Below are 19,381 nucleotides of genomic sequence, written 5' to 3'. Positions count from 1 at the left end.
GTGAGCCCCGGGACCAGTGGTCCCGGGGCTCACGGATCACGCGTCTCGGTGAGCCGAAGGCTCAGAGACCGGCGGTCAGGCCGGAGGCCAGGCCCGTGACGACGCCGGTGTTCACGCCCGTGGCGCTCTCGACGGTGCCGACGACACCGGCCACGACGCCGGAGACGGGGGCGATGGAGTCGACGGTGCCCGTGACGTTGCCCGCGACACCGGCGACGAGGCCACCGGAGACGTTGTCGAGGTCGGCGTCGGAAATCTCGAGGGTCTCGACCTGCGGGGTGTTGTTCATGGTGTGAGCTGCCCTTCTCATGAAAGTCATGAATGTTGCAAAGGTGTTTCCAGCAATGCGGAACTTGAGGTGCGAATTCCGCGTCGGCCAGGATCAAAGCACGTTCGCAGCTCGCACATCCAATCGCCCGATCACCGGTCAGCCGCGGTTGTGGCAGCGCATCACCGCTGCGTGCAGGCGGTTTCACCGCGCGGGGGCAGCTCCTTCACAAGATTCACAGAACGAAATCGAGGGCACGACGGGACTCCCTTCAACAAATCGGACACGGGCACGGCGAGAAGTACGCCACGTACCCCCTGCACGGGAATTCATGTGGGATACCCCGTGAATGGCGTGACCGGGGTGCGCATTCGGTGTGCAGGTTCATTGAAGGCGTGTCGAATCGTGGCCGAAGGGGACACCGGAGGTGATGCGCGGTCAGTTCACGCCGCGCTCCCGCCCCGCCCAGTACGGCTCCCGCAGCTTGAACTTCTGGATCTTGCCGGTGGCCGTGCGCGGGATGGCGTCGCGGAACTCGACGCTCGTCGGGGCCTTGTAGCCGGCGATGCGCTCCTTGCAGTGGGCGATGATGTCCTGCTCCCGCACCGTCGCCCCCTCCACGAGGACCACCAGGGCCTTGATCGTCTCGCCCCACTTCTCGTGCGGCACCCCGATGACCGCGACCTCGGCGACCTCGGGGTGGCTGAAGATCGTGTCCTCCACCTCGATCGACGAGACGTTCTCGCCGCCCGTGATGATGACGTCCTTCTTCCGGTCGGAGATGGTCAGATGGCCGTCTGCCTCGTCGAACGTGCCGCCGTCACCGGTGTGGAACCACCCGTCCTCGAGCGCCGCGGCCGTCTCGTCCGGCTTCTCCCAGTAGCCTTCGAGCACGACGTTGGACCTGGCGAGGACCTCACCCGCGTCGGAGATCCGCAGCTTGACGCCGAGCGCGGGCACTCCGGCACGGGAGAGCTTGCGGGCCCGCTCCTCGGCCGGAAGCTCCAGGTCCGCGGGCATGGCCCGGTTGAAGGTGAGCATCGGGGACGTCTCGGTGAGCCCGTAGAGCTGCGTGAACTCCCAGCCCAGCTCGGCCTCCACCCGCTGGATCATCCTGCTCGGCGGCGGGGCGCCCGCGCAGACGATGCGCACCCGGTCACGGCCGGGCACGTCGCCGGACCAGGCCGCCGCCGCGTCGAGGACCGCGTTCCACACCGCGGGCGCCCCACACATGAGCGTGACGCCGTGCTCCTCCACCCGGCGCAGGATCTCCGCGCCGTCCACCTTGCGCAGCACCACCTGCTTCACGCCGAGCCCGGCCATCACGAACGGCATGCCCCAGCCGTTGCAGTGGAACATCGGCAGGGTGTGCATATAGACGTCCCCCTCCCACACGCGGGTGTGCAGGCCGAACGTCAGGCCGTTCACCCAGATGTTGCGGTGCGTCAGCTGCACTCCCTTGGGGCGCGCCGTCGTTCCCGACGTGTAGTTGATCGTGGCGGTGGCGTCCTCGTCGGGGCGCGCCCACGGGCGCGGTTCCACCCCGAAGCGCATCAGCTCGGTCTCGGTCAGCTCGCCGAGCACGAAGCGGTGCCGCGCCTTGACGCCCGACAGCGCGTCGTCCAGCTCGGGGTCGACGAGCAGGACCGAGGCGCCGCTCTGCCGCACGACGTACTCGACCTCCTCCGGCTTGAGCCGGAAGTTGACGGGCACACAGATCCGTCCGCTCATCGGCACGGCGAACAGCAGCTCAAGGAGGCGGGCCGAGTTGTGGCTGACCACCGCCACCCGCTCGCCCTCGCCGACGCCCAGCGCGTCAAGGCCCGCCTGCCAGGCGCGGATCCGCTCACCGAGGCGTCCGTACGTCGACTCCGGTACCACCGGGGCGGGTTGGAGCGGCTCGTCGACCACTCCGGGGCAGGCGGCGAAGCCCAGCTCCGCCCGGTCGAGGAAGTCCGTGACGGTCATCGGTGTCCGCATCGCGCTCTCTCCTGACATCTGGGACCACTGCTCGGGCCGGCCCGGCCGTACCGCCGTACTCATTGCCGGACGCTACGTAACATCGTGTAATTCGTGATGCGGGTCTCACTACCCCCGGACGGGGGTGTCGCAAGCCGAAGGGCCGAAGGGAGGGGCACGTGCCGGCTGACGGAGGCGAGACGTCGCAGGTGCGGGCCGCCCTGCTGCGGCTGCGCCGCGGCACGGGGCTCCCGGTCGCCTTCGGAGGCCTCCTCGAAGGGCAGCGCCAGGTGCGGATCGGCGAGCTGAGCGGCACGGAGACATACGCGCTGCACGGGCTCGCGGTGTCGTCGGGCAACGGCCTCGGCGGCAAGGCGCTCGCTCTCTCCCGGCCGTGCGCGGTCACCGACTACAGCGTGTCGCGCCACATCAGCCACGAGTACGACGCGGCGGTCGAGGCCGAGGGCCTGCGGTCGGTGCTCGCGGTGCCGGTCGTGGTGCGCCGCCGGGTGCGGGGCGTGCTGTACGGCGCGCTGCGCACTGCCCGGCCGCTCGGCGACCGGGCCCTGTCGGTGGCGGTGGCCGCGGCGCGGGACGTGGAGCAGGCGCTTGTCGTACGCGATGAGGTGCGCGCGCTGCTCGCGGCGGTCCGCGAGCCGGTCGCGGGCCCCGGGGCGTGGGAGCAGGTCCGCGAGGCGCACGGCGCGCTGCGTGCGCTCGCCCCGCGCATCGCGGACCCCGCGCTGCGGGCGGAAATCCTGTCGGTGTGCGGCACCTTGGCGTCGGCGGCGACGCTCCCTGAACGTGACCGCGAGCGCCCGGTCGCCCTCGCCCCACGGGAGGTGGACGTCCTCGCCTGCGTCGCCGCGGGCGTGACGAACGCGGTGGCGGCGGAGCGGCTCGGCCTGCGCCCAGAGACGGTGAAGGGCTACTTGCGATCGGCCATGCGGAAGCTGGGGGCGCATACGCGCCTGGAGGCGGTGGTGGCGGCGCGGCGGGCGGGGTTGCTGCCGTAGGGGGAATGGCGGCGCGGTTCCCCCACGGGGATACGTACGCACATGTACACGCGGGGGTCAACGGCCGATGACGGCCCCGAAACGGATGTCGTACGAGGGAGGGGCGTCGGCCGCCCCGGTGATCCGCGTCAGCATCAGCTCGGCCTCCCGCGTCAATTCCTCCCGCGCGGCGCGCCGCGGGTCCCCGAACGGCTCGATGGTCAGCACGGCCTCCCCGCTCCTGGCGTCCTCCACCAGCCGCCACACCCCGGCGAGGAAGCCGTCGAGCAGGAAGACGCAGTACGCGAAGTTCCCCTGCCAGGTGCGTCCCTTGTACTCGGCGGGCACGACACGGGTCCGGTCGGCGTGGGAGAGGAGGAGGTTGTCGTACTCGGGAAGGAAGCGGGGTGGCGCCGGCGTGTCCGGGTCGGGGCGCGGCGCGTCGGGGAGGTCGAAGAGCTCGACGCCGTTCTCGTCGCGGAACGTCCGCAGCCGGGGCCGCAGTCGCTCGAAGACCTCCCGCATGCGGGTGATCCGTGCCCAGGTCTGCATGTCCTTGACGGAGGCGGGCCCGAAGGCGGCGAGATAGCGCAGCACGACGTCTTCGGGCGCCGGGGGCCGCGCGGCGTCCGCTCGTGTGTCGGGGCCGAGCCACTTCTCGACGGTGGTGAGCGCGACCTGCCCGCTGCGCCGCCACAGCCCGCGCGGGGTGATCTGGACCAGCGGCAGCGTGCACCGGGCGGCGATCGCGAGGGACTGCGGGTCGGCGTCGGGCCACCGCACGAGCAGCGTCTCGCGGAGCTGCTTCATGGTGCGGGGCTCCGCCTCGACGGCCTCGCGCGCGATCTCGGCGAGTTCCCGCAGGTCGACGCCGGCCAGCCCGGCGCGGAACACGCCCAGCTCGCGTTCGAGCGCGTCCTGCGTGAACGGCCGCAGGACGCGGGCGTCGGCGGCGGTGTGCAGGTGGATGGTGGAGCGCATCGTGACCATGCGGACCAGTTCGCGCGACTCCAGGAGCGCGGACAGCTCACGCGGGTCGAAGTCCTCAAGGCGCGCGGCGAGGGCGTAGTAGGGCGGCTTGACGTTCTGCGCCTGGAGCCCGACGAGGTGGGTGACCGCGTCCGTGACGGACAGCTCGCGGGAGCGGCGCAGGAGGAGCTGCCGGTCGAGCGTGGCCCGGTTCAGCGCGCGTGTCCGGAGTACGGGGGCGGCGCCGCCGGTCAGGGCCGGGGTCCTGGTCGTCTTGGTCATGGACCGACGCTAGCGGGCCTTGCGGACATGTACGGTCCGCGATTCATGGGGCCCGTTCGCGTCGCCGCCACTCCTGAGTCTTTTGGGGCGTATATCCTGCTCCGTGGCCATCTAGACATACGTTCGACACGACCTGGAGGCGGCCAGCATGGCGGAGCGCCGAGCCCGTCCGGCATCGACCGCGAAGAAGCACACGTGGCGGCGCACGACACGGCCCCCGGCGGCCGCGCCCCTCGCGGACCCCGGCCCCGCGACGCCCGCCGGGGCCACCGCGGAGCAGCGGGAGGCGGACAGCGTCATCCAGGCCGCGCTGTACCGGGGCGGAGTCCGCGTGGCGACGCCGTCCTCCCTCGCGGACACCTTCCGGGAGCTGCGCGAGCAGCGGGACGGCATGGCCTGGATCGGCCTCGCCCGGCCGACGGAAGCCGAACTGCTCTCCCTCGCCGCCGAGTTCGATCTGCACGAGCTGGCCGTCGAGGACGCGATGGAGGCCCACCAGCGCCCGAAGCTGGAACGGTACGGCGAGACGCTCTTCGTCGTCCTGCGCGCGGCCCGCTACCTCGACGCCCCGGAGGAGGTCGACTTCGGCGAGCTGCACGTGTTCGTGGGCCCCGACTTCGTCATCACGGTGCGGCACGGCGCTGCCCCCGACCTCTCGGCGGTCCGCCGCCGCATGGAGGCGAGCCCCGAGCTGCTCGAACTCGGCCCCGAGGCGGTGCTCTACGCGATCCTCGACGCGGTGGTGGACGGCTACGCCCCGGTGGTCGCAGGCGTCCAGAACGACATCGACGAGATCGAGACCGAGGTCTTCAGCGGCGCCCCGGAGGTATCCCGCCGCATCTACGAACTCTCCCGCGAGATGGTCGAGTTCCAGCGTGCCACCCGCCCCCTGGTCGGCATGCTGCACGCCCTGATGGCGGGCTTCGCGAAGTACGGCACGGACGAGGAACTCCAGCGCTACCTGCGCGACGTCGCCGACCACGTCACCCACACCAGCGAACGCGTCGACGGCTTCCGCCAGGCCCTGACCGACATCCTCACGGTCAACTCGACCCTGGTGACGCAGCAGCAGAACGCGGAGATGCGGGCGCTGGCGGAGGCGGGCTTCGAACAGAACGAGGAGATCAAGAAGATCTCCAGCTGGGCCGCCATCCTCTTCGCCCCCACCCTCGTCGGCACGATCTACGGCATGAACTTCGACCACATGCCGGAACTGCACTGGGTGTACGGCTACCCTTTCGCGATCCTGCTGATGGCGGTGGTGTGTTCGAGCCTGTACGTGGTCTTCAAGAAGCGGGACTGGCTGTAGAAGTCCGCCCGAATGCGCTGACTTCGATTCGCGTCCGCGAACAAAGCGGAGCGGCCGTTCTGGGCCTGTGGGGAGAATCTGGGGAGAATGCACCGCGCGTGGGCGCGCAATTCGCGCAGGTCGCGCAGTGTCGGGCAGCCGGCCAGCGTGGTGACGTCGTACCCGTAGGCCGTGGCGAAATCCTTGTAGTGCTGCGGGGTGTAGCCAAAGCGTCGGCAGTGGACCTCGATGGTGACCAGGTCCCACTCCGGGTGGCCGTGTGCCACGGTGTCCCAGTCGCACAGCACCTCGTCGAGTTCGGCTTCGAGCCGGTCGACGCGTTCGGTGAGGAAGCGGAGCGTCGCTGGGGGCAGGGCGGTGATGGCTGCGATGGACTTGCGGATGGCGCGGACGTCCATTTACCAGGAGAGACTGTTCCGGCCCGGGGTACAGCGGCACGGCAGGGAAGCCGCGGTCCATCAGCCAGTGCACAAAGCGGGTGGTGCGTCGCACCATGGCGACCGCGTGCCCCGACGGGCGACCTTGACCACTGCGGCGGAATCGGGCAGCAGGATGACGGCGTTGGTGTGTCCGCGCAGGAGGCGAGCGTTCGCTCCGTCGAGGTCTGCTGCCTCGCAGGTGTGCTTCACGATGTGGCGCAGTTCGGGTTCGTCGAAGCCGCCGGGTGCCGATGCTGGAGCCGTCATGGGGTTCGGGCTCGCTGACGAAGCCTGGGCGCTGCCCGGACCCGTTCACCGCCGCGAGCGGGAAGAGTCCGGGCCCGAGGTCGCAGGAGGCGTATCCGCCGCCTCAGCCCGGAGCTTAGGGCTTCGGGTGGTGCGGGGCGCTCGGCCGTCTTGTCGGGGCCGAACCTGGCTTCGGCATCAGTATCCGAGCGGCGCTGGCTCCTGCTTGGCTGGCGCTGGTCCCGGCACAATCTGGCCAAGCTGCTGGTTGGCGTGAGCCTCAAGGGTCTGTTTGATGACCGGTAGGCCGCCGTCCATCGCGGCGGCGAGGCCGGTGACGAGCTCGTCCGGCAGTACGTCGTGTACCCAGACCAGTCGGCTGCGGTCAGGGCCATGTGCGAAGACCTGCATGGATGAGTTGTTGTGGATGGGCTGGACGGCGTCGCCGACCCATGCCCAGACGATTCGGCGAGCTTGGTCATCGATGGCGATGAGGCGTTCTCGCACCACGTCACCGGTGGTGAAGGTGACAAGCCGCTCGCCGGGCTCGGTGAGAAGACTGCCGGTCACGTAGCCGGGCGCGAAGCGCTGTGGGCCTTCGGCGAAGTCGCCGAGCAGGTCCCAGCAGCACTCCTCCGGAGCCTCGATAAAGACTTCTCTGATCACTGAGGCCATCGCTGTTTCTCCCTGTCTCGTCGGGCCCGCGGTTATGCGGCGACTACGCAGAACTGGTTGCCGTCGGTATCGGCCAACACCACCCAGCCGCCCTCGTCGAACCGCCGCACCACGGTGGCCCCGAGCTCGCTGATCCGGTCGACCTGGCCGGCAAGGTCGTCGGTCGACAGGTCCAGGTGCAGCCGGTTCTTGCCCAGGCGCGGCTCGGACACCTGCTGCAGGGACAGTCCCGCCGCGCTCTTGGCCGGGTCCTGCAGATAGACCGTGGTGTCGTCGGATGATGCGACCTCGTACCCGGTCACCGCCTGCCAGAAGGCGGAGGCCCCTGCCAGGTCGGTGGTGTCGATACAAACGTTGCCAATGCTGATGCTCACAATTACCCCTTCGATCTAACCGGTGTAAGCATGACGCTAGTGAGGTACCCGGCTACTGTCAATAGACGGTTAGAATGGTGCTCATGACGTCGAACCCGGTCACCGGCCCGCGTCCGGACAACGCCTCCGCGGACACGGCTCCCGGGCCGCTGCGCTGGATCGAAGAGTTCATCAACACCCGCCGCGCCGACGGCGATCTGATCGCAGCACCGCAGCAGCTCTCCCAGTGGCTCCACGACCGTGGGCTGACCCCCGCGCGGACAGACGTGACCGACGCCCAGCGCGCCCGCGCGGCATCCGTACGCGAGGGCCTGCGGGCACTGATCGCCGCCAACAATGCCGAAACTGTCGCCAGCCCCCGGCCCGACGGCCTCGACCCAGCCGCCCAAGCCTCCCTGGCCGCACTCACCGCGCAGATCCCACTGACACTCGACGTGAGCCGTCAGCCGCCGCGGCTCGCTCCCGCCACCAGTGACCCCATTGACGCCGCGATGGCCACACTCCTGATCGCCGTAGCGAACGCCGTGGCCGACGGAACATGGCCCCGCCTCAAGGCGTGCCGTGAGCCGAGCTGCCGCTGGGCCTACTACGACCACTCCCGCAACCGGCGCCGCACTTGGTGCTCCATGGAACTCTGCGGCAACCGTGCCAAAGCCCGCGCCGCCTACAACCGAAAGAGCAACCCCCACGCCGAACACTGACCGTCGTGGTCTTGAGCGTGTAGACGCAACGGGGCGCGCCCCTCACCTTGATGGAGCGCCCAACCAACCGGGTGCTGCTTGTGGAAGCGGTCAAGAGCGGCGTCGAGCCCGGTGCAGTTGGCGCACACGCGTCGCGCCGTGGACGGCCGGTCATCGAGCGTCTGGCCGCAGTAGCCGAGCAGGTGGCCACGGGGCGGCCGGTGCGCGGCGGCGCTCTTGCCCGCGCCCGCGGCAGGCGGAAATCCGGCTCGCCGCCGACGTGCGGCGGTGTGGTGAGGATGAGCCATGCGCGGGTGCAGCTCTGGCACAGGGAGTGCGCCGTGTTCTCGCCGATGGGCTGAAGGTCGGGCGAGTGGGTGGCGCACACGGTCAGCGGCTGGGCGGCGTCGAGCAGGACACCGTAGTGCGCGGTGCCGTCCGTACGGCCGATGGCGAGCCGGATCAGCGGCAGGGACAAGGAACCTCCGTTGAGGTAGGCGGCGGGGAGGAAGCGGACAGGCGCGTACGGCGCACAAGCCGTTGTGGCCGGTGGGGAGGGCTCAGCGGTCCTCGCCGGGGTGGCTGGCCGGGGCCGGGGCGGTGTCGGCCCATTCGTGGCAGTCGATACACCAGGCAGGTGCCTCGATGAGGTCGCGGTGGTGGGCGAGGAAGCCGGTGGAGCCGCAGCGCTCGCAGCGCTGAGGCTTGGCAGCCGGGGGCGTGCCACCGGGGCCGGTGAGGCGAGCGTCCGGGGTCCGTGGCGGCGGTGCGGGGGCGGTCGCGGATCCAGCCCTGGGCGCTCAGCGCCGTGACCACCGCCTCGGGCTCCTCGACGCCCATATCGGGCACCGCGCTGACGTCGAGCGCGACGAGGAAGTCGTGAAGCGCCTCGGGCGGTACGCCGGTGGTGAAGTACGCGTTCCACTGCACCAGGGCGCTGCCGGCGTCCGAACGCGCGGACCGGGTCGATGGCTCGGCGTTCGCCCTCAGCGCCGAACTCGCGTCGGGCGAGGTCAAGACTTGGGACCTGAGCACCGGCGCCCAGGATGGATGGGCAGCGAGGCCGGCCATGTGTGGCGCGAGGCAGGTCTAGGGGGATGTCCGCAGCTCAGCGCCAGGCGCCCCGACGCCAGCAGTTGCAACAGGCGTTGCGCGATCGCCGATACGGGTGATGCGCGCGGGCGGGAGCACTCGCGGTGGGGGCGTGCCTCTCCGGTGCGTCGACAACAGCTTGACCTTCGACTTGGGTGGAGGGTTCAGCGTCGATGGTGTGACGACCGAAACCGATGTTGCTGTCAGAAGTGTTGGCAGGCCATGATCCGGTACCGCGTTGCGGCTGGAGTTTCGGACTCGGGTGGCCAATCGTGCCGCTCCAAGGAAGCAGATGTGCCAGGTCGGTCAGCAGGCGGGGCCGTCGGGGGAACGGCGTACTCCGCAGCTCTCCGACGACCCGGAACCGAACCGGGTACATGTGATGTCCCTTCGGGGTACGTACGGGGTGTCGAGTCGAGGGAGCGGATATGGAAACTGAGATCGTCCAGGCAGTCGATCAGATGGGCCCATACGTGGCGGCCGCGCTCGCCGCATACGGCGTCAACGTCCTGTCCCGCGCCGAGGATGCGGCCGCCGATGCGACGGTGAACGCTGGACGGCAAGTCCTTCTCAAGGTCTGGAACCGTATCTCGCCGACGCGGCGCGCCATGCTGCAGCAGGCCGTCGAGGATGCGGTGACGACCGGGCCTGCCGCCGACGACGGAGCTGCGGCCCTGCGCATGCAGCTCAGGCACGCGATGAGCGAAGATCCGGAACTCTTCGAGGAGTTGAGAAATCTGCTCGCCGGCGCCCCACGAACGGTCACCGCGTCCGGGGAGCGGTCGGTGGCCGTCGGAGGCGACAACATCGGCGTCGTCAGCACGGCCGACGGAGCCCACATCACGGTCCACGGCCGCCACACGACGGACCCGACCTCGTCATGACCGCCTCGGGCGCGCACCATGCCTCCGGGGCCCGGTCAATTGCGGCCGACGCGCTTTCGGGGTTCGCCAACACCGGTGACCATGTCAGCGTCACCGTGCTGACACAGCAAGACCTCCACAGCGCGAAGGAGGTCGGCGCGCCTCCGCACTCCTGGAACCTTCCGTACCCGCCGGACCGGGCGTTCGTTGGCCGTGACGCCCAACTGGCGCAGTTGCACGGGCTGTTCAGGCCACATGAGGGTGTGGAGCAGACTCGCTCCCACGTGGTGCACGGCATGGGCGGTATCGGCAAGAGCACCCTCGCCGTCCATTACGCGCACCGCAACCGGGAGCACTACAGTCTGATCTGGTGGATCAACGCGGACTCCCCGGCGCAGATCGACTCCTCCCTGGCCGCCCTCACTGCGTATCTGCACCCCCAGTGGGCGGCCGGCGTCGGGGTGGAGGTGCGGGCGGCCTGGGCAAGTGTCTGGCTGCAGTGGCACCCCGGATGGTTGCTGATCTTCGACAACGTGGACGAACCACGCGACGCCGAACCGTACCTGGGCCGGCTGACCGGCGGCCACCATCTGATTACCAGCCGCCGCGCCCATGGCTGGTCCAGCACACGGGCCGTCGGCCTGGATGTGCTCGACGACACCTCGGCGGCTGACCTTCTCTACGAGCTTGCCTGCGGCGAGTCCTCCGACCGCTGCAGCCCGCAGTACGCCGACGCCTGTGCGCTGGCCACCGCGCTGGGCAACCTGCCGCTCGCCCTTCACCAGGCCGGCGCCTATCTGCGGCAGACCGGGACGACCCTGGTCTCTTTCTACAACGACCTGGGGCTGATGCTGGACGAGGCGGCTTCCGGCATCGACCCCGAGCGCACCATTGCACGGGTGTGGAACGTGACCTTGGCCGCCGTCGAGGAGCAGAGCGACGCGGCGATCACTCTGTTGTACGCCCTGGCCTGGCTCTCCCCCGACGACTGCCCACGCGGACTGCTCGCCCCCCTGTGCCCCGACGGACGCACACTGAACAAGGCCCTGGGCGTCCTCGCGACCTACAACCTCGTCCACCTCACCGGCCCTGCGGTGCGCATCCACCGCCTCCTGCAACTCACCCTGCGCCGCACTCCGGATCCAGCCGGGCTGTCGCTGACGCCCCTGCCCGCCGCGCGCGGGCGCACCGAAGCAACCCGCGTCCTGCGCCACGCCCTGCATCCCGAGGGTGTGGCGAGCCCGGCACCGCAGGCGACGTGGGACCTCTGTCTGCCCCACCTCCTGGTACTGGTCTCCACGGTGCCGGACGGCTACGACGACGCTCCCGCCCTGCCGGTGTACCTCGACGCAGCCGAACGCCTCCACGAGCAGCGCCAGGATGACGAGGCGCTGCCGCTGTGGAAGGGGATCATGCGTGTGTACGAGGCCACGTTCCCGCCCGACACGCCCGAAGTGCTCCATGCACGGCACCGCATGGCGGGGGCCCTCATGGAAAGCGGGGAGTCTCACCGGGCCCTGAGGCTCCTGGAGGGGGTCGTCGCCGACCGCACGCGACTGCTGGGAGCCGACCACCCCGACACCTTGGAGAGTCTCAACGACTTGGGCTGCTGTCACATTCACGAGGGTGACGTGCAGTCAGGCGAGGGGGTGTTCGCTCGCGCGGTCCAGGGCCGCGAGCGTGTCCTGGGGCGAAGCCATCCCCAGACGCTCAAGAGCCGTGGCTACCTCGCGACCTGCCGCGCGGTGCAGCGACGGCCAGACGAGGCAGTGTCCCTCCTGGAGCAGGTGGCCGCAGAATCGGCGCACGTGCTGGGACCCGACCACCTCGACACGCTGGAATGCCGCTATTTGCTCGCCGGGATTCTCATGATGACCTCGCGCCTCGACGAGGCAGTGCGCCTCCAGGAGGCCCTCGCAGCGGACTGCGAGCGTGCACTGGGCGCCGACGACGCACACACGCTGAGCGTCCGCACGGACCTGAGCGGGTATTACAGTATGGCGGGTCGGAAGCAGGATGCGATCGCCCTCCAGGAGCGGGTCGTCCGTGACCACGAGCGGGTCTTCGGCACCGTCCACCCTGCCACCGTGACCGCGCGCATAGCCTTGGCCGGCGAATACCGGGGTGGTGGGCAGACGGAGGCCGCAGCCGCCCTCCTTGAGGTGGCGGTCGCCGACTGCGTGCGACACCTGGGCAACGACCACCCCCACACCCTCAGAGCCCGGACCCAGCTCGCCGGCTGTCTCGTGAAGGCCGGCCGGGTGGCGGAGGCGGTCATGTTGGGGGAAGGTCTGATCGCTGACCACGACCGCGTCTTCGGCGCCGACCACACCCAAAGTCTGGAAGCCCGCAGCATCCTTGCGGACATCTATATGGAGGCCGGCCGCTCAGAAGAGGCGATCAGCCTCCACGAACAGGTCGTCGCGCACCGCACACGCTTACTGGGCGTCAACGATTATTACACCCTAATGGCAAGGAGCGGTCTCGCTTTTGCCTACTTCAATGCGGAGCGGTTCGACGACGTTGTAGAAATCGGAAAATCGGTGATGGCCGCACTCGACGGCGGCGCCCACCTGTTCACCTCGTATTTCCACTACGTGCTCACCGCCTCGTACGCGGAGCTGGGGAAAGTGGACGAGGCCATTGCCCACGGTGTACAGACACTGGCGGACTTCGAGCACATTCAGGGTGCCGACCACCCCGACATGCTCCACCTCCGCCGATTCCTCAGCGCCTGCTACTGGGCTGCGGGGCAACAGGAGAAATCCATCGAGCTGCTGGAGCAGCTGCTCATCGACAGCGAGAGGGTCCTGGGCCCTGACCATCCCGACACCGTAGGGTTCCGGGAAGACCTGCGAGAGCAACGAGGCTGAGCGCAAGCTCGGCAGGTCTTTCCTTGACCTCATGCCGCCGGCCGGTCACCAACCCCGCGATGGACCTCACCGCCCGCCGCCCGCGCACCTGCGAGCTGCTGTCCACCGTGCAGTTCGCGTGTTGAAGGAGGGAGGTGCGATCAACCGGTTCACAGCCCTGCCTTCTTCAGTGGAAGGCGTCACGCGTGGAAGAGCTGTCACTCCCTGGAGTGGCACGCCGCCGATCCCGCAGGTTCACGGGGAAATTGGGTAGCTTTATCGCCCATTCCTCGGGACCCTGGAGTGAGGCATTGAAAAGGCTCGGATACATCGGCGTTGTTGCTTCACTCACTGGCGCCATGTTGGCTGGTCCTGTGTCCGTGACGCATGCGGACGACGCGGTGTGCGGCAGCCCGAAAGGTATCGGCAAAGCGCGTGGTGCGGCATGCATCGACAACGATCCTGATCGTAACAACGTCGTCACCATGGACGTGCACGGGTATGTAAACGGGAACTTCGCGAGTCCCGTCTCCGTCCGCTACGAGATTCAGTACCGCGGCTATCGGAACGGTAGGTGGACGCCGTGGGCCTCCACCGGCATTGGCACCATTAAGGCGTCTGCACGAAGCAGGCACGTGGATGGCCTTGTGTGGTCGGAAAGATACCCCGGTGACAACGTCGAGTGGGGCGTCGCCGCGCGAATGCGCGTCACCTATTCGGGGGCCGGATACCGGTGGAGCCCTTGGTCACAGGTGCTGACGTACAGCCCTGAGTGAGGAGACTGGCCAGCACGTCATGGTTGCCTCAGCGGCATCCGACGCTCGTAGCTCCTTCAGTTTCGCGATGGCTGTGTCACTCTCCGGGGATGCCGTTGGGTCGCTGCGGCAGCCTGTCAGAGCTGCCGCAGCGACAGTGGTGACGCGCGGATGTTGACCGGCGAGGCCCGCCTGGTCATGAGGGGACGCCGGTATGAACCGCGTCGCCAGCCGCAAATGGCGGCGTTCCGGCTGTCGCGTACTCCGTCGTCAGAAGCCACCTCCCTGTCAGGAGGCGAGCGCCTTCCAGAAGGCATAGTGGTGGTCGGCTGCGAAGTCGGTCTGCCCGATGCGGCCGGACGCGAGCCGCTGCACGTACGGGCGGCTGGTCGTGAACCGCTTCCACGTGGGCATGCCGTACTTGTTCATCTGCCCTGTGCTCGCGAAGCGGCTCCAGTAGGCGGTCACCGTGTCCGACAGCCCGGCTTGCGCGGCGTCGAGCGGCTCGAACAGGTCGTTGTCGAACAGATAGGCCAGGTCGATCATGTGGCCGGTACCGAGCGAGAAACTCGCCGGCCGCGGCACGCTCTTGAAGTAGGGGGCCTGGGTCTCGGCGAAGTCGTAGGCGTAGACGGGGGTGTAGCGGGCCAGGGCGCGCTGGGTGTCGAGCGCCGCGGTTGACCACTCCGAGTCGGTGAGCACGGCCGACAGCGCCGCCCCGGGTGCCGGGTAGTTCGCGGCTGGGTACTCGGCCAGGACTGCGGGAGCGTCCTTGCCGAACTGCTTGGTGACCTTTTTGGTGTACCCCTCGGCGGTCAGTGGCCTCCCTGTCGTGATCTCGTCGAGCCCGGCCAGTCCGCTCATCTCGTCGTGAGTGGAGCCGTGCAGCACCGGTACCCGGCCGAACCGCCCGGCGGCGATCGCCCGTGACGGGGCCTCGGGCAGCACCTTGCCGTCCACCACGGGCCGGTAGCCGTCGTGCCCGGAGATGGACGCCTTGATGAGTTCGCCGGTGGATCTGCGCCGCAGGCAGGAGTCGGTGGTACGTGGACCGTCGCAGCCCGCGGCTTTGGCGACGATGAGGCCGTTGGTCTCCGCCTGCGTGCGGGTGAACGAGCCGTCCGGTCCGACGCAGCCCGCGCTCTGCACGATCGCCTTGTTGAAGAGCCCGCGGGCTCCGGGTGAGACCAGTTGGGCGCAGACGCTGTAGCCGCCGCCCGACTGCCCCATGATCGTGACATTGCGGGGATCGCCGCCGAAGGCGCCGGCGTTGCGGTTGACCCATTTCAGCGCGGCCTGCTGGTCGAGAAGGCCGAGGTTGGCTGGTGCGCGCAAGCCGGGCGCGGAGAGGAAGCCGAACGCGCCGAGCCGGTAGTTGATCGTCACGACCATCGCGCCTTGCTGTGCGGCGGCCAGCTTGGCCGCGCGGTAGGTGGCGCCGTCGCCGTAGGTGAAGCTGCCGCCGTGAATCCAGACGATGACTGGCAGCCGCCCGGCCATCCCCCCAGCCGGAGTCGTGACGTTCAGGTAGAGGCAGTCCTCGCTGCCGCCGTCCTCGATCGAGATGGGCTGGTCGGTCGGCTGCGCGCAGGCGCTCTTCGGGGTGCGGGCATCCAGCGGCGACGACCAGTGGCGCACCTGCTGCGGCTCCTTCCACCTGCGTTCTCCGGTCGGCGGGGCTGCGTAAGGGATGCCCTGGAACGTGCGCACCGCCCCAGCGGCCGTGCCCTGGACCGGGCCCTCATCGGTTACCACCCGGGTGGGGAGGACTTGGGTGCTGGTGCGCGCGGAGGCGGTGCCGGCCGTGATCACCGTGGCGGCGAGCGCGGCGGAGACGGTGGCCGCGGCAAGGAAAGCGACGCGTAACTTCGTGGTGCTCATCTGGGCTCCCGTAATCGGCGTGATCTTCGGTGCCTGGAACCGTAGGCAAGATTTGGGCAGATGCGCAAGACGTTCGCCTAAGGCGATTGCCTAAGGCGTTCGTCTGGCGCAAACGTGCGGCTTGTTGCTAGGGTCCGCGCCATGGGAAACCGGGAGAAGCTGCTGGAGGCGGCCAAACAGTGCCTCTTCGCGAAGGGCTATGAGCGCACCACTGTCCGCGACCTTGCCTCTGCGGCGGGCGTCAGCATGGCGGCGATCGGCTATCACTTCGGCTCGAAGGAGGCGCTGCTCAACCTGGCGCTCTTCGAGGCGCTCGACTCGGGAGACCAGGCCTTTGGGCCGTCGGCGGACGACACTGACCTCGGCGCCCTATGGCGTCGCCTGATCGAGGCGTTCTCGGCCAACAAGACCTTCTGGATCGCCAATCTGGAGACCGTCCTGCGCGCGCAGCGCGATGCGGAACTGCGCGAGCAGGTGGCTGGGGGGCTGCGGCAAGGGCGCAGTGGCATGGCGCGAGAGGTCACCGGAACCGCCGAGACCGAGCTCTCCGAAGCGACGATCCGCACCGTCGGCTCAGTGCAGCTCGCCCTCGTCAGCGGCCTGATGATGCAGCATCTCACCGACCCCGAGTCCGCGCCCACCGCCGACGAGGTGCTGGCGGGTCTGCGGGCGTTGGCCACCTACCTGCCCGAGGAGGCGTAAGGCTCGGGCTTCACCGGGGGCGCAGGATCGCCATGGCGCCGTGAGCTCGCCCCTTGTCCACGGTGGACAGTTGCTCGAGCATCAGGCCACGTCGTCGTTCACCGTCTTGCGCAGGCGGCGCATGGGCGAGCCTGACAGCCTGACCGAGCGGGTCCAGTCCTTGGCGGCCCGCTCGTCCGTGCCGAAGCCGAAGGAGCCGATCCGCACCTCTCCGGGGTAGCCGTGCTCTTCATGGGGCGTGGTTTCATGCCAAGCCAGCAGCCGGTCCGCATCCGCTGCGCAGGCGTCCAGGACCGCTCTCGCGTGCGCGGTGGCCTCCAGGGCCTCGCTCAGCAGGCGGCCTGCGCTGTCCGCACCGTGGTCGTTGACGTTGCGGCTCTCGAACCGGCTGCGGCTGCCACGGCGTTGTTTCTAGGGCCTCGCCCAGCAGCCACTCCGGCGTGGCCGAGCCGACCGTGCCCGAACGCCACGCCTCCAGGCGGTGGCTGTTCTCCCGGATCCGCAGCAGTGCGGAGCGGTAGGCGCGGCGAGCGGCTGTGCGGATCGCGCGGAACTCCTCGGGGCGGTAAGCGCGCTGACCCTCTGTGGACCACACGAACCGCCCACCGTCATGCCGTCGACATCCTGCGGGGCACCTTCATACCCGCCGAGGAAGTGCGCGAACGGGCGGATCGCCCACCACGCGGCACTGCTGGTCTTGACGCTCCCCCAGCTGCCAGAAAGCGCGCACTTAGCGGCGAAGAGCCGCGCGAGGGAGCGCTGGAACGGCGCCGCGGCGGGCAGGACCGCGAAATCGTAAGTGGCAGACCGCCCCTGGCCATCCCGGTGAACCACGACCAGGCCGTCCGCGGTGATCACGGGCGGGCGGTAGTGGTCGGGCGGCGGGGCGGCCGCGGACCGGCCCCGGCGGGCTCACCGCGCCACCAGCCTGTCCTCCAGATCCTGGATACCTTCACTCTCCCGGGCCAAGCGCGCGAACAGACTGGTCAATTCGTCCTCAAGCACCGGACCGTGCGCCGAAGCGGCCTCGGCCAGCAGAGAGCGCAGTTGGAGGTCGGCCACCGGAGCGAGACAGATGCTCCGCGCCGTTCATACCGCCCCATGGCCTGGGCCCGACGTACCACGCGCGCCCGCGACGACTCGACGTAGCCCTCGACCTCACCCACGACCGCAGCGGAGGCATAGAACGCCCGGGCCCTCTTCGACTTGGTCACGGCCCGCGCAAGCCGCCCCGCGTAATAGCGACCGCCCTCCAGCCGCATACGCGGAACCTCTGCCGGTCGCCGACTGCTCCGCCGTGGCGGAGCATCTCGCCGAGCCGGGTGACAGATCCTCCAGCTTGAGCCTCGGGCCGCCTGCCTCTATGGCGAGTGCGTCGAGGTCGGCGGGCCGGTCGGGCAGGGGCCGGGCGGGACCGCAACCGCGCCACACGCGGCGGATCATGCGGGGTCCGTGTAGCCGCGGGTCCACAAGAGATCGCAGAGTCGTGCCGGACCGGTCATGGGTCACTCCACCACTGCAAAGGTCTTGAACAAGGGCACCGTTAACGTACAACCTGTTCAACACCAAGCAGCATTCGACATCGACCGGCATACGCCCTGCCGTGCGCGTTTCCGCGTGAGCGTCGACCGCCCCACTGGATCGGCCCGCTCGCGCCCGGCCGCGCCCTTCCCTTCCGAGCCGCAGGAGTTCCCATGGCCGAAGCATCCCTGCCCGCACCGCCCCGCGAGGCCCCGGAAGTACCACCGAGTCCGGTGTTCGACCGGCGGCGGGCCTGGCTGATCACCGCACTGATCGTGACGTTCATGCTCATCAACTACGCGGACAAGGCCGTCCTCGGACTCGCGGCCGTGCCAATAATGGACGAACTGGGCATCAGCAATAGCACGTACGGATTGATCTCCAGTTCGTTCGCCCTGCTGTTCAGCCTGGCCGGGCTGATCGTCGGCTTCGTCTCCGCGAAGGTCTCCAGCAGGGTTCTGCTGTTCGCGATGGCCGCCCTGTGGGCGGTGGCCCAGCTGCCGGTGTTGTTCGTGGCGTCGGTCCCGGCCCTGATCGCGGGGCGCATGCTGCTCGGGGCGGCCGAAGGGCCGGCGGCGTCGATGTCGATGCACGCCCTGTACAAGTGGTTTCCGCAAGACCGGCGCGGCCTGCCTTCCGCTTTGCAGATCAGTGGTGCCGCGCTCGGCACGCTGATCGCGGCGCCGGTCCTGACATGGCTGATCACCGAATTCGGATGGCGGTCCGCGTTCCTGGCACTCGCGGCGGCCAGTCTGGCCTGGAGTGCGGTGTGGTGGCGGACGGGGCACGACGGCCCGTACGGCGAGGACCCCACCCAAAGCGCCGACCCGCCCGCCGGCAGCGCGCACGGTCCTTCCGTCGGACAGCGACTCCCTTACCGTCGCCTGCTGCTGAACGGCACCGTGCTCGGGAGCATCGCCGGCGCGTTCGGCGCCTCTTGGGCAATGGCGTTGAGCCACGCCTGGCTGCCTGTCTACCTGCGTACGCAACTCGGGATGACGCCCGGCACGGCGGCCACGTTCATCAGTGCTGTCTCCGCGTTCAGCCTCGTCCTGCTGCTCTCGGTGCCCCCGCTCCTCGATCTCCTGCACCGGCACGGCATCTCACGCCGGTGGTCGAGCGGCGCCCCTCAGGGCATCGCCGTCACCGTCGCCGCGGTGGCCATGGCGGCCTTCCCGTTCACGGACGGAGGGACGCGGCTGGTGCTGCTCGCCCTGGCCTTCGGCGGGCACGCCATCGCCTTCCCCCTGCACTACATGACGGCTTCCGCCGTGGTGCCTCCGCCCCAGCGGGGGGCGGTCTTCGGCATCGTGGCGGCGACAGGCACCTTGCCCGGGCTGATCGCCCCGTACCTCACCGGGCATCTACTGGACTCCGCCCCGTCGCCGAGCACCGGGTACACCCAGTCGTTCCTCCTGTCCGCCGCGGTCATGGCGGCCTGCGGACTCATCGCCCTGGTCACCATCCGGCCGGAGCACGACGCTCGGCGGCTGGCCCCGGCCAGCACGCCCGAGCCTCCGCGGTGAGACCGTCAGACGG

At 69.4% G+C, this 19,381-nt stretch carries 16 protein-coding genes; 7 read left to right on the top strand and 9 right to left on the bottom strand.

Annotation, left to right across the window (positions count from 1 at the left end):
• Nucleotides 1-61: 61 nt before the first annotated feature.
• Together ACF062_RS09350 and ACF062_RS09345 are read right to left on the bottom strand one after the other, a co-directional pair.
• Entirely contained in the window at nucleotides 62-289 is a 228-nt protein-coding gene (locus ACF062_RS09350) for a type A2 lantipeptide (RefSeq protein ID WP_223779265.1), read from the bottom strand.
• Nucleotides 290-706: 417 nt separating this feature from the next.
• Nucleotides 707-2,248, bottom strand: coding sequence for an AMP-binding protein (locus ACF062_RS09345; RefSeq protein ID WP_392137687.1), 1,542 nt, complete (start codon nucleotides 2,246-2,248; stop codon nucleotides 707-709).
• 158 nt (nucleotides 2,249-2,406) lie between these two features.
• On the opposite strand from ACF062_RS09345, the gene ACF062_RS09340 reads away from it, so the two are divergent.
• Entirely contained in the window at nucleotides 2,407-3,243 is an 837-nt protein-coding gene (locus ACF062_RS09340; RefSeq protein WP_392137161.1) for a LuxR C-terminal-related transcriptional regulator, read from the top strand.
• A gap of 57 nt (nucleotides 3,244-3,300) precedes the next feature.
• Here the strand turns inward: ACF062_RS09340 and ACF062_RS09335 are convergent, their stop codons facing one another.
• The gene (locus ACF062_RS09335) at nucleotides 3,301-4,473 is read right to left on the bottom strand and encodes a winged helix DNA-binding domain-containing protein (protein ID WP_392137160.1); all 1,173 of its coding nucleotides are present in this window, start codon (nucleotides 4,471-4,473) and stop codon (nucleotides 3,301-3,303) included.
• A 148-nt stretch (nucleotides 4,474-4,621) separates the two neighbouring features.
• Between ACF062_RS09335 and ACF062_RS09330 the strand changes: the two genes are divergently transcribed.
• Complete coding sequence (locus ACF062_RS09330) at nucleotides 4,622-5,782, top strand: magnesium and cobalt transport protein CorA (RefSeq protein ID WP_392137159.1); 1,161 nt, start codon at nucleotides 4,622-4,624, stop codon at nucleotides 5,780-5,782.
• Here the strand turns inward: ACF062_RS09330 and ACF062_RS09325 are convergent.
• From ACF062_RS09325 to ACF062_RS09315, 3 genes are all read right to left on the bottom strand, one after another.
• Nucleotides 5,704-6,180, bottom strand: coding sequence for a hypothetical protein (locus ACF062_RS09325; protein ID WP_392137158.1), 477 nt, complete (start codon nucleotides 6,178-6,180; stop codon nucleotides 5,704-5,706). The two genes, ACF062_RS09330 and ACF062_RS09325, sit on opposite strands and share 79 nt — an antisense overlap.
• Nucleotides 6,181-6,645: 465 nt before the next feature.
• Nucleotides 6,646-7,122, bottom strand: coding sequence for an SRPBCC family protein (locus ACF062_RS09320; RefSeq protein ID WP_392137157.1), 477 nt, complete (start codon nucleotides 7,120-7,122; stop codon nucleotides 6,646-6,648).
• A gap of 32 nt (nucleotides 7,123-7,154) precedes the next feature.
• Nucleotides 7,155-7,496, bottom strand: coding sequence for a VOC family protein (locus ACF062_RS09315; RefSeq protein ID WP_392137156.1), 342 nt, complete (start codon nucleotides 7,494-7,496; stop codon nucleotides 7,155-7,157).
• A gap of 83 nt (nucleotides 7,497-7,579) precedes the next feature.
• Here ACF062_RS09315 and ACF062_RS09310 point away from each other — a divergent pair, with 83 nt between their 5' ends.
• The 3 genes from ACF062_RS09310 to ACF062_RS09300 all read left to right on the top strand — a co-directional run bounded on the left by ACF062_RS09310 (nucleotide 7,580) and on the right by ACF062_RS09300 (nucleotide 13,004).
• Nucleotides 7,580-8,197 (top strand): CGNR zinc finger domain-containing protein, encoded by a 618-nt coding sequence (locus ACF062_RS09310; RefSeq protein WP_392137155.1) that lies wholly within the window; start codon nucleotides 7,580-7,582, stop codon nucleotides 8,195-8,197.
• 1,544 nt (nucleotides 8,198-9,741) lie between these two features.
• Entirely contained in the window at nucleotides 9,742-10,152 is a 411-nt protein-coding gene (locus tag ACF062_RS09305; protein WP_392137154.1) for a hypothetical protein, read from the top strand.
• Nucleotides 10,149-13,004, top strand: coding sequence for a tetratricopeptide repeat protein (locus ACF062_RS09300; protein ID WP_392137153.1), 2,856 nt, complete (start codon nucleotides 10,149-10,151; stop codon nucleotides 13,002-13,004). The genes ACF062_RS09305 and ACF062_RS09300 overlap by 4 nt, the downstream gene beginning before the upstream one ends.
• Before the next feature lie 1,022 nt (nucleotides 13,005-14,026).
• On the opposite strand, the gene ACF062_RS09295 is transcribed toward ACF062_RS09300, so the two are convergent.
• Nucleotides 14,027-15,619 carry a carboxylesterase/lipase family protein gene (locus ACF062_RS09295; RefSeq protein WP_392137152.1) on the bottom strand — a complete coding sequence of 531 codons (1,593 nt, stop codon included), beginning with the start codon at nucleotides 15,617-15,619 and terminating at the stop codon, nucleotides 14,027-14,029.
• A gap of 141 nt (nucleotides 15,620-15,760) precedes the next feature.
• Here ACF062_RS09295 and ACF062_RS09290 point away from each other — a divergent pair, with 141 nt between their 5' ends.
• A complete protein-coding gene (locus ACF062_RS09290) occupies nucleotides 15,761-16,321 on the top strand; it encodes a TetR/AcrR family transcriptional regulator (protein WP_392137151.1) in 561 nt (186 codons plus the stop codon).
• 81 nt (nucleotides 16,322-16,402) lie between these two features.
• On the opposite strand, the gene ACF062_RS09285 is transcribed toward ACF062_RS09290, so the two are convergent.
• Together ACF062_RS09285 and ACF062_RS09280 are read right to left on the bottom strand one after the other, a co-directional pair.
• Nucleotides 16,403-16,528 (bottom strand): hypothetical protein, encoded by a 126-nt coding sequence (locus tag ACF062_RS09285; protein WP_392137150.1) that lies wholly within the window; start codon nucleotides 16,526-16,528, stop codon nucleotides 16,403-16,405.
• A gap of 705 nt (nucleotides 16,529-17,233) precedes the next feature.
• On the bottom strand, nucleotides 17,234-17,383 hold the full coding sequence (locus ACF062_RS09280; RefSeq protein ID WP_392137149.1) for a hypothetical protein: 150 nt from the start codon (nucleotides 17,381-17,383) through the stop codon (nucleotides 17,234-17,236).
• Nucleotides 17,384-18,015: 632 nt separating this feature from the next.
• On the opposite strand from ACF062_RS09280, the gene ACF062_RS09275 reads away from it, so the two are divergent.
• Nucleotides 18,016-19,368: an MFS transporter gene (locus ACF062_RS09275; protein WP_392137148.1), complete on the top strand. Its 1,353-nt coding sequence runs from the start codon at nucleotides 18,016-18,018 to the stop codon at nucleotides 19,366-19,368.
• Nucleotides 19,369-19,381 lie beyond the last annotated feature (13 nt).

The organism is Streptomyces sp. NPDC015345 (assembly GCF_043078805.1).
Classification (GTDB): Bacteria; Actinomycetota; Actinomycetes; order Streptomycetales; family Streptomycetaceae; genus Streptomyces.
This window is presented reverse-complemented; position numbering and strand designations above follow the sequence as displayed.

Excerpts from the sequence above, each read along its gene's own strand:
- ACF062_RS09295 (WP_392137152.1), bottom strand. The coding sequence starts at position 15,619 with ATGAGCACCACGAAGTTACGCGTCGCTTTCCTTGCCGCGGCCACCGTC.
- ACF062_RS09330 (WP_392137159.1), top strand. The coding sequence starts at position 4,622 with ATGGCGGAGCGCCGAGCCCGTCCGGCATCGACCGCGAAGAAGCACACG.
- ACF062_RS09310 (WP_392137155.1), top strand. The coding sequence starts at position 7,580 with ATGACGTCGAACCCGGTCACCGGCCCGCGTCCGGACAACGCCTCCGCG.
- ACF062_RS09345 (WP_392137687.1), bottom strand. The coding sequence starts at position 2,248 with ATGCGGACACCGATGACCGTCACGGACTTCCTCGACCGGGCGGAGCTG.
- ACF062_RS09275 (WP_392137148.1), top strand. The coding sequence starts at position 18,016 with ATGGCCGAAGCATCCCTGCCCGCACCGCCCCGCGAGGCCCCGGAAGTA.
- ACF062_RS09335 (WP_392137160.1), bottom strand. The coding sequence starts at position 4,473 with ATGACCAAGACGACCAGGACCCCGGCCCTGACCGGCGGCGCCGCCCCC.
- ACF062_RS09350 (WP_223779265.1), bottom strand. The coding sequence starts at position 289 with ATGAACAACACCCCGCAGGTCGAGACCCTCGAGATTTCCGACGCCGAC.
- ACF062_RS09300 (WP_392137153.1), top strand. The coding sequence starts at position 10,149 with ATGACCGCCTCGGGCGCGCACCATGCCTCCGGGGCCCGGTCAATTGCG.
- ACF062_RS09320 (WP_392137157.1), bottom strand. The coding sequence starts at position 7,122 with ATGGCCTCAGTGATCAGAGAAGTCTTTATCGAGGCTCCGGAGGAGTGC.
- ACF062_RS09290 (WP_392137151.1), top strand. The coding sequence starts at position 15,761 with ATGGGAAACCGGGAGAAGCTGCTGGAGGCGGCCAAACAGTGCCTCTTC.
- ACF062_RS09325 (WP_392137158.1), bottom strand. The coding sequence starts at position 6,180 with ATGGACGTCCGCGCCATCCGCAAGTCCATCGCAGCCATCACCGCCCTG.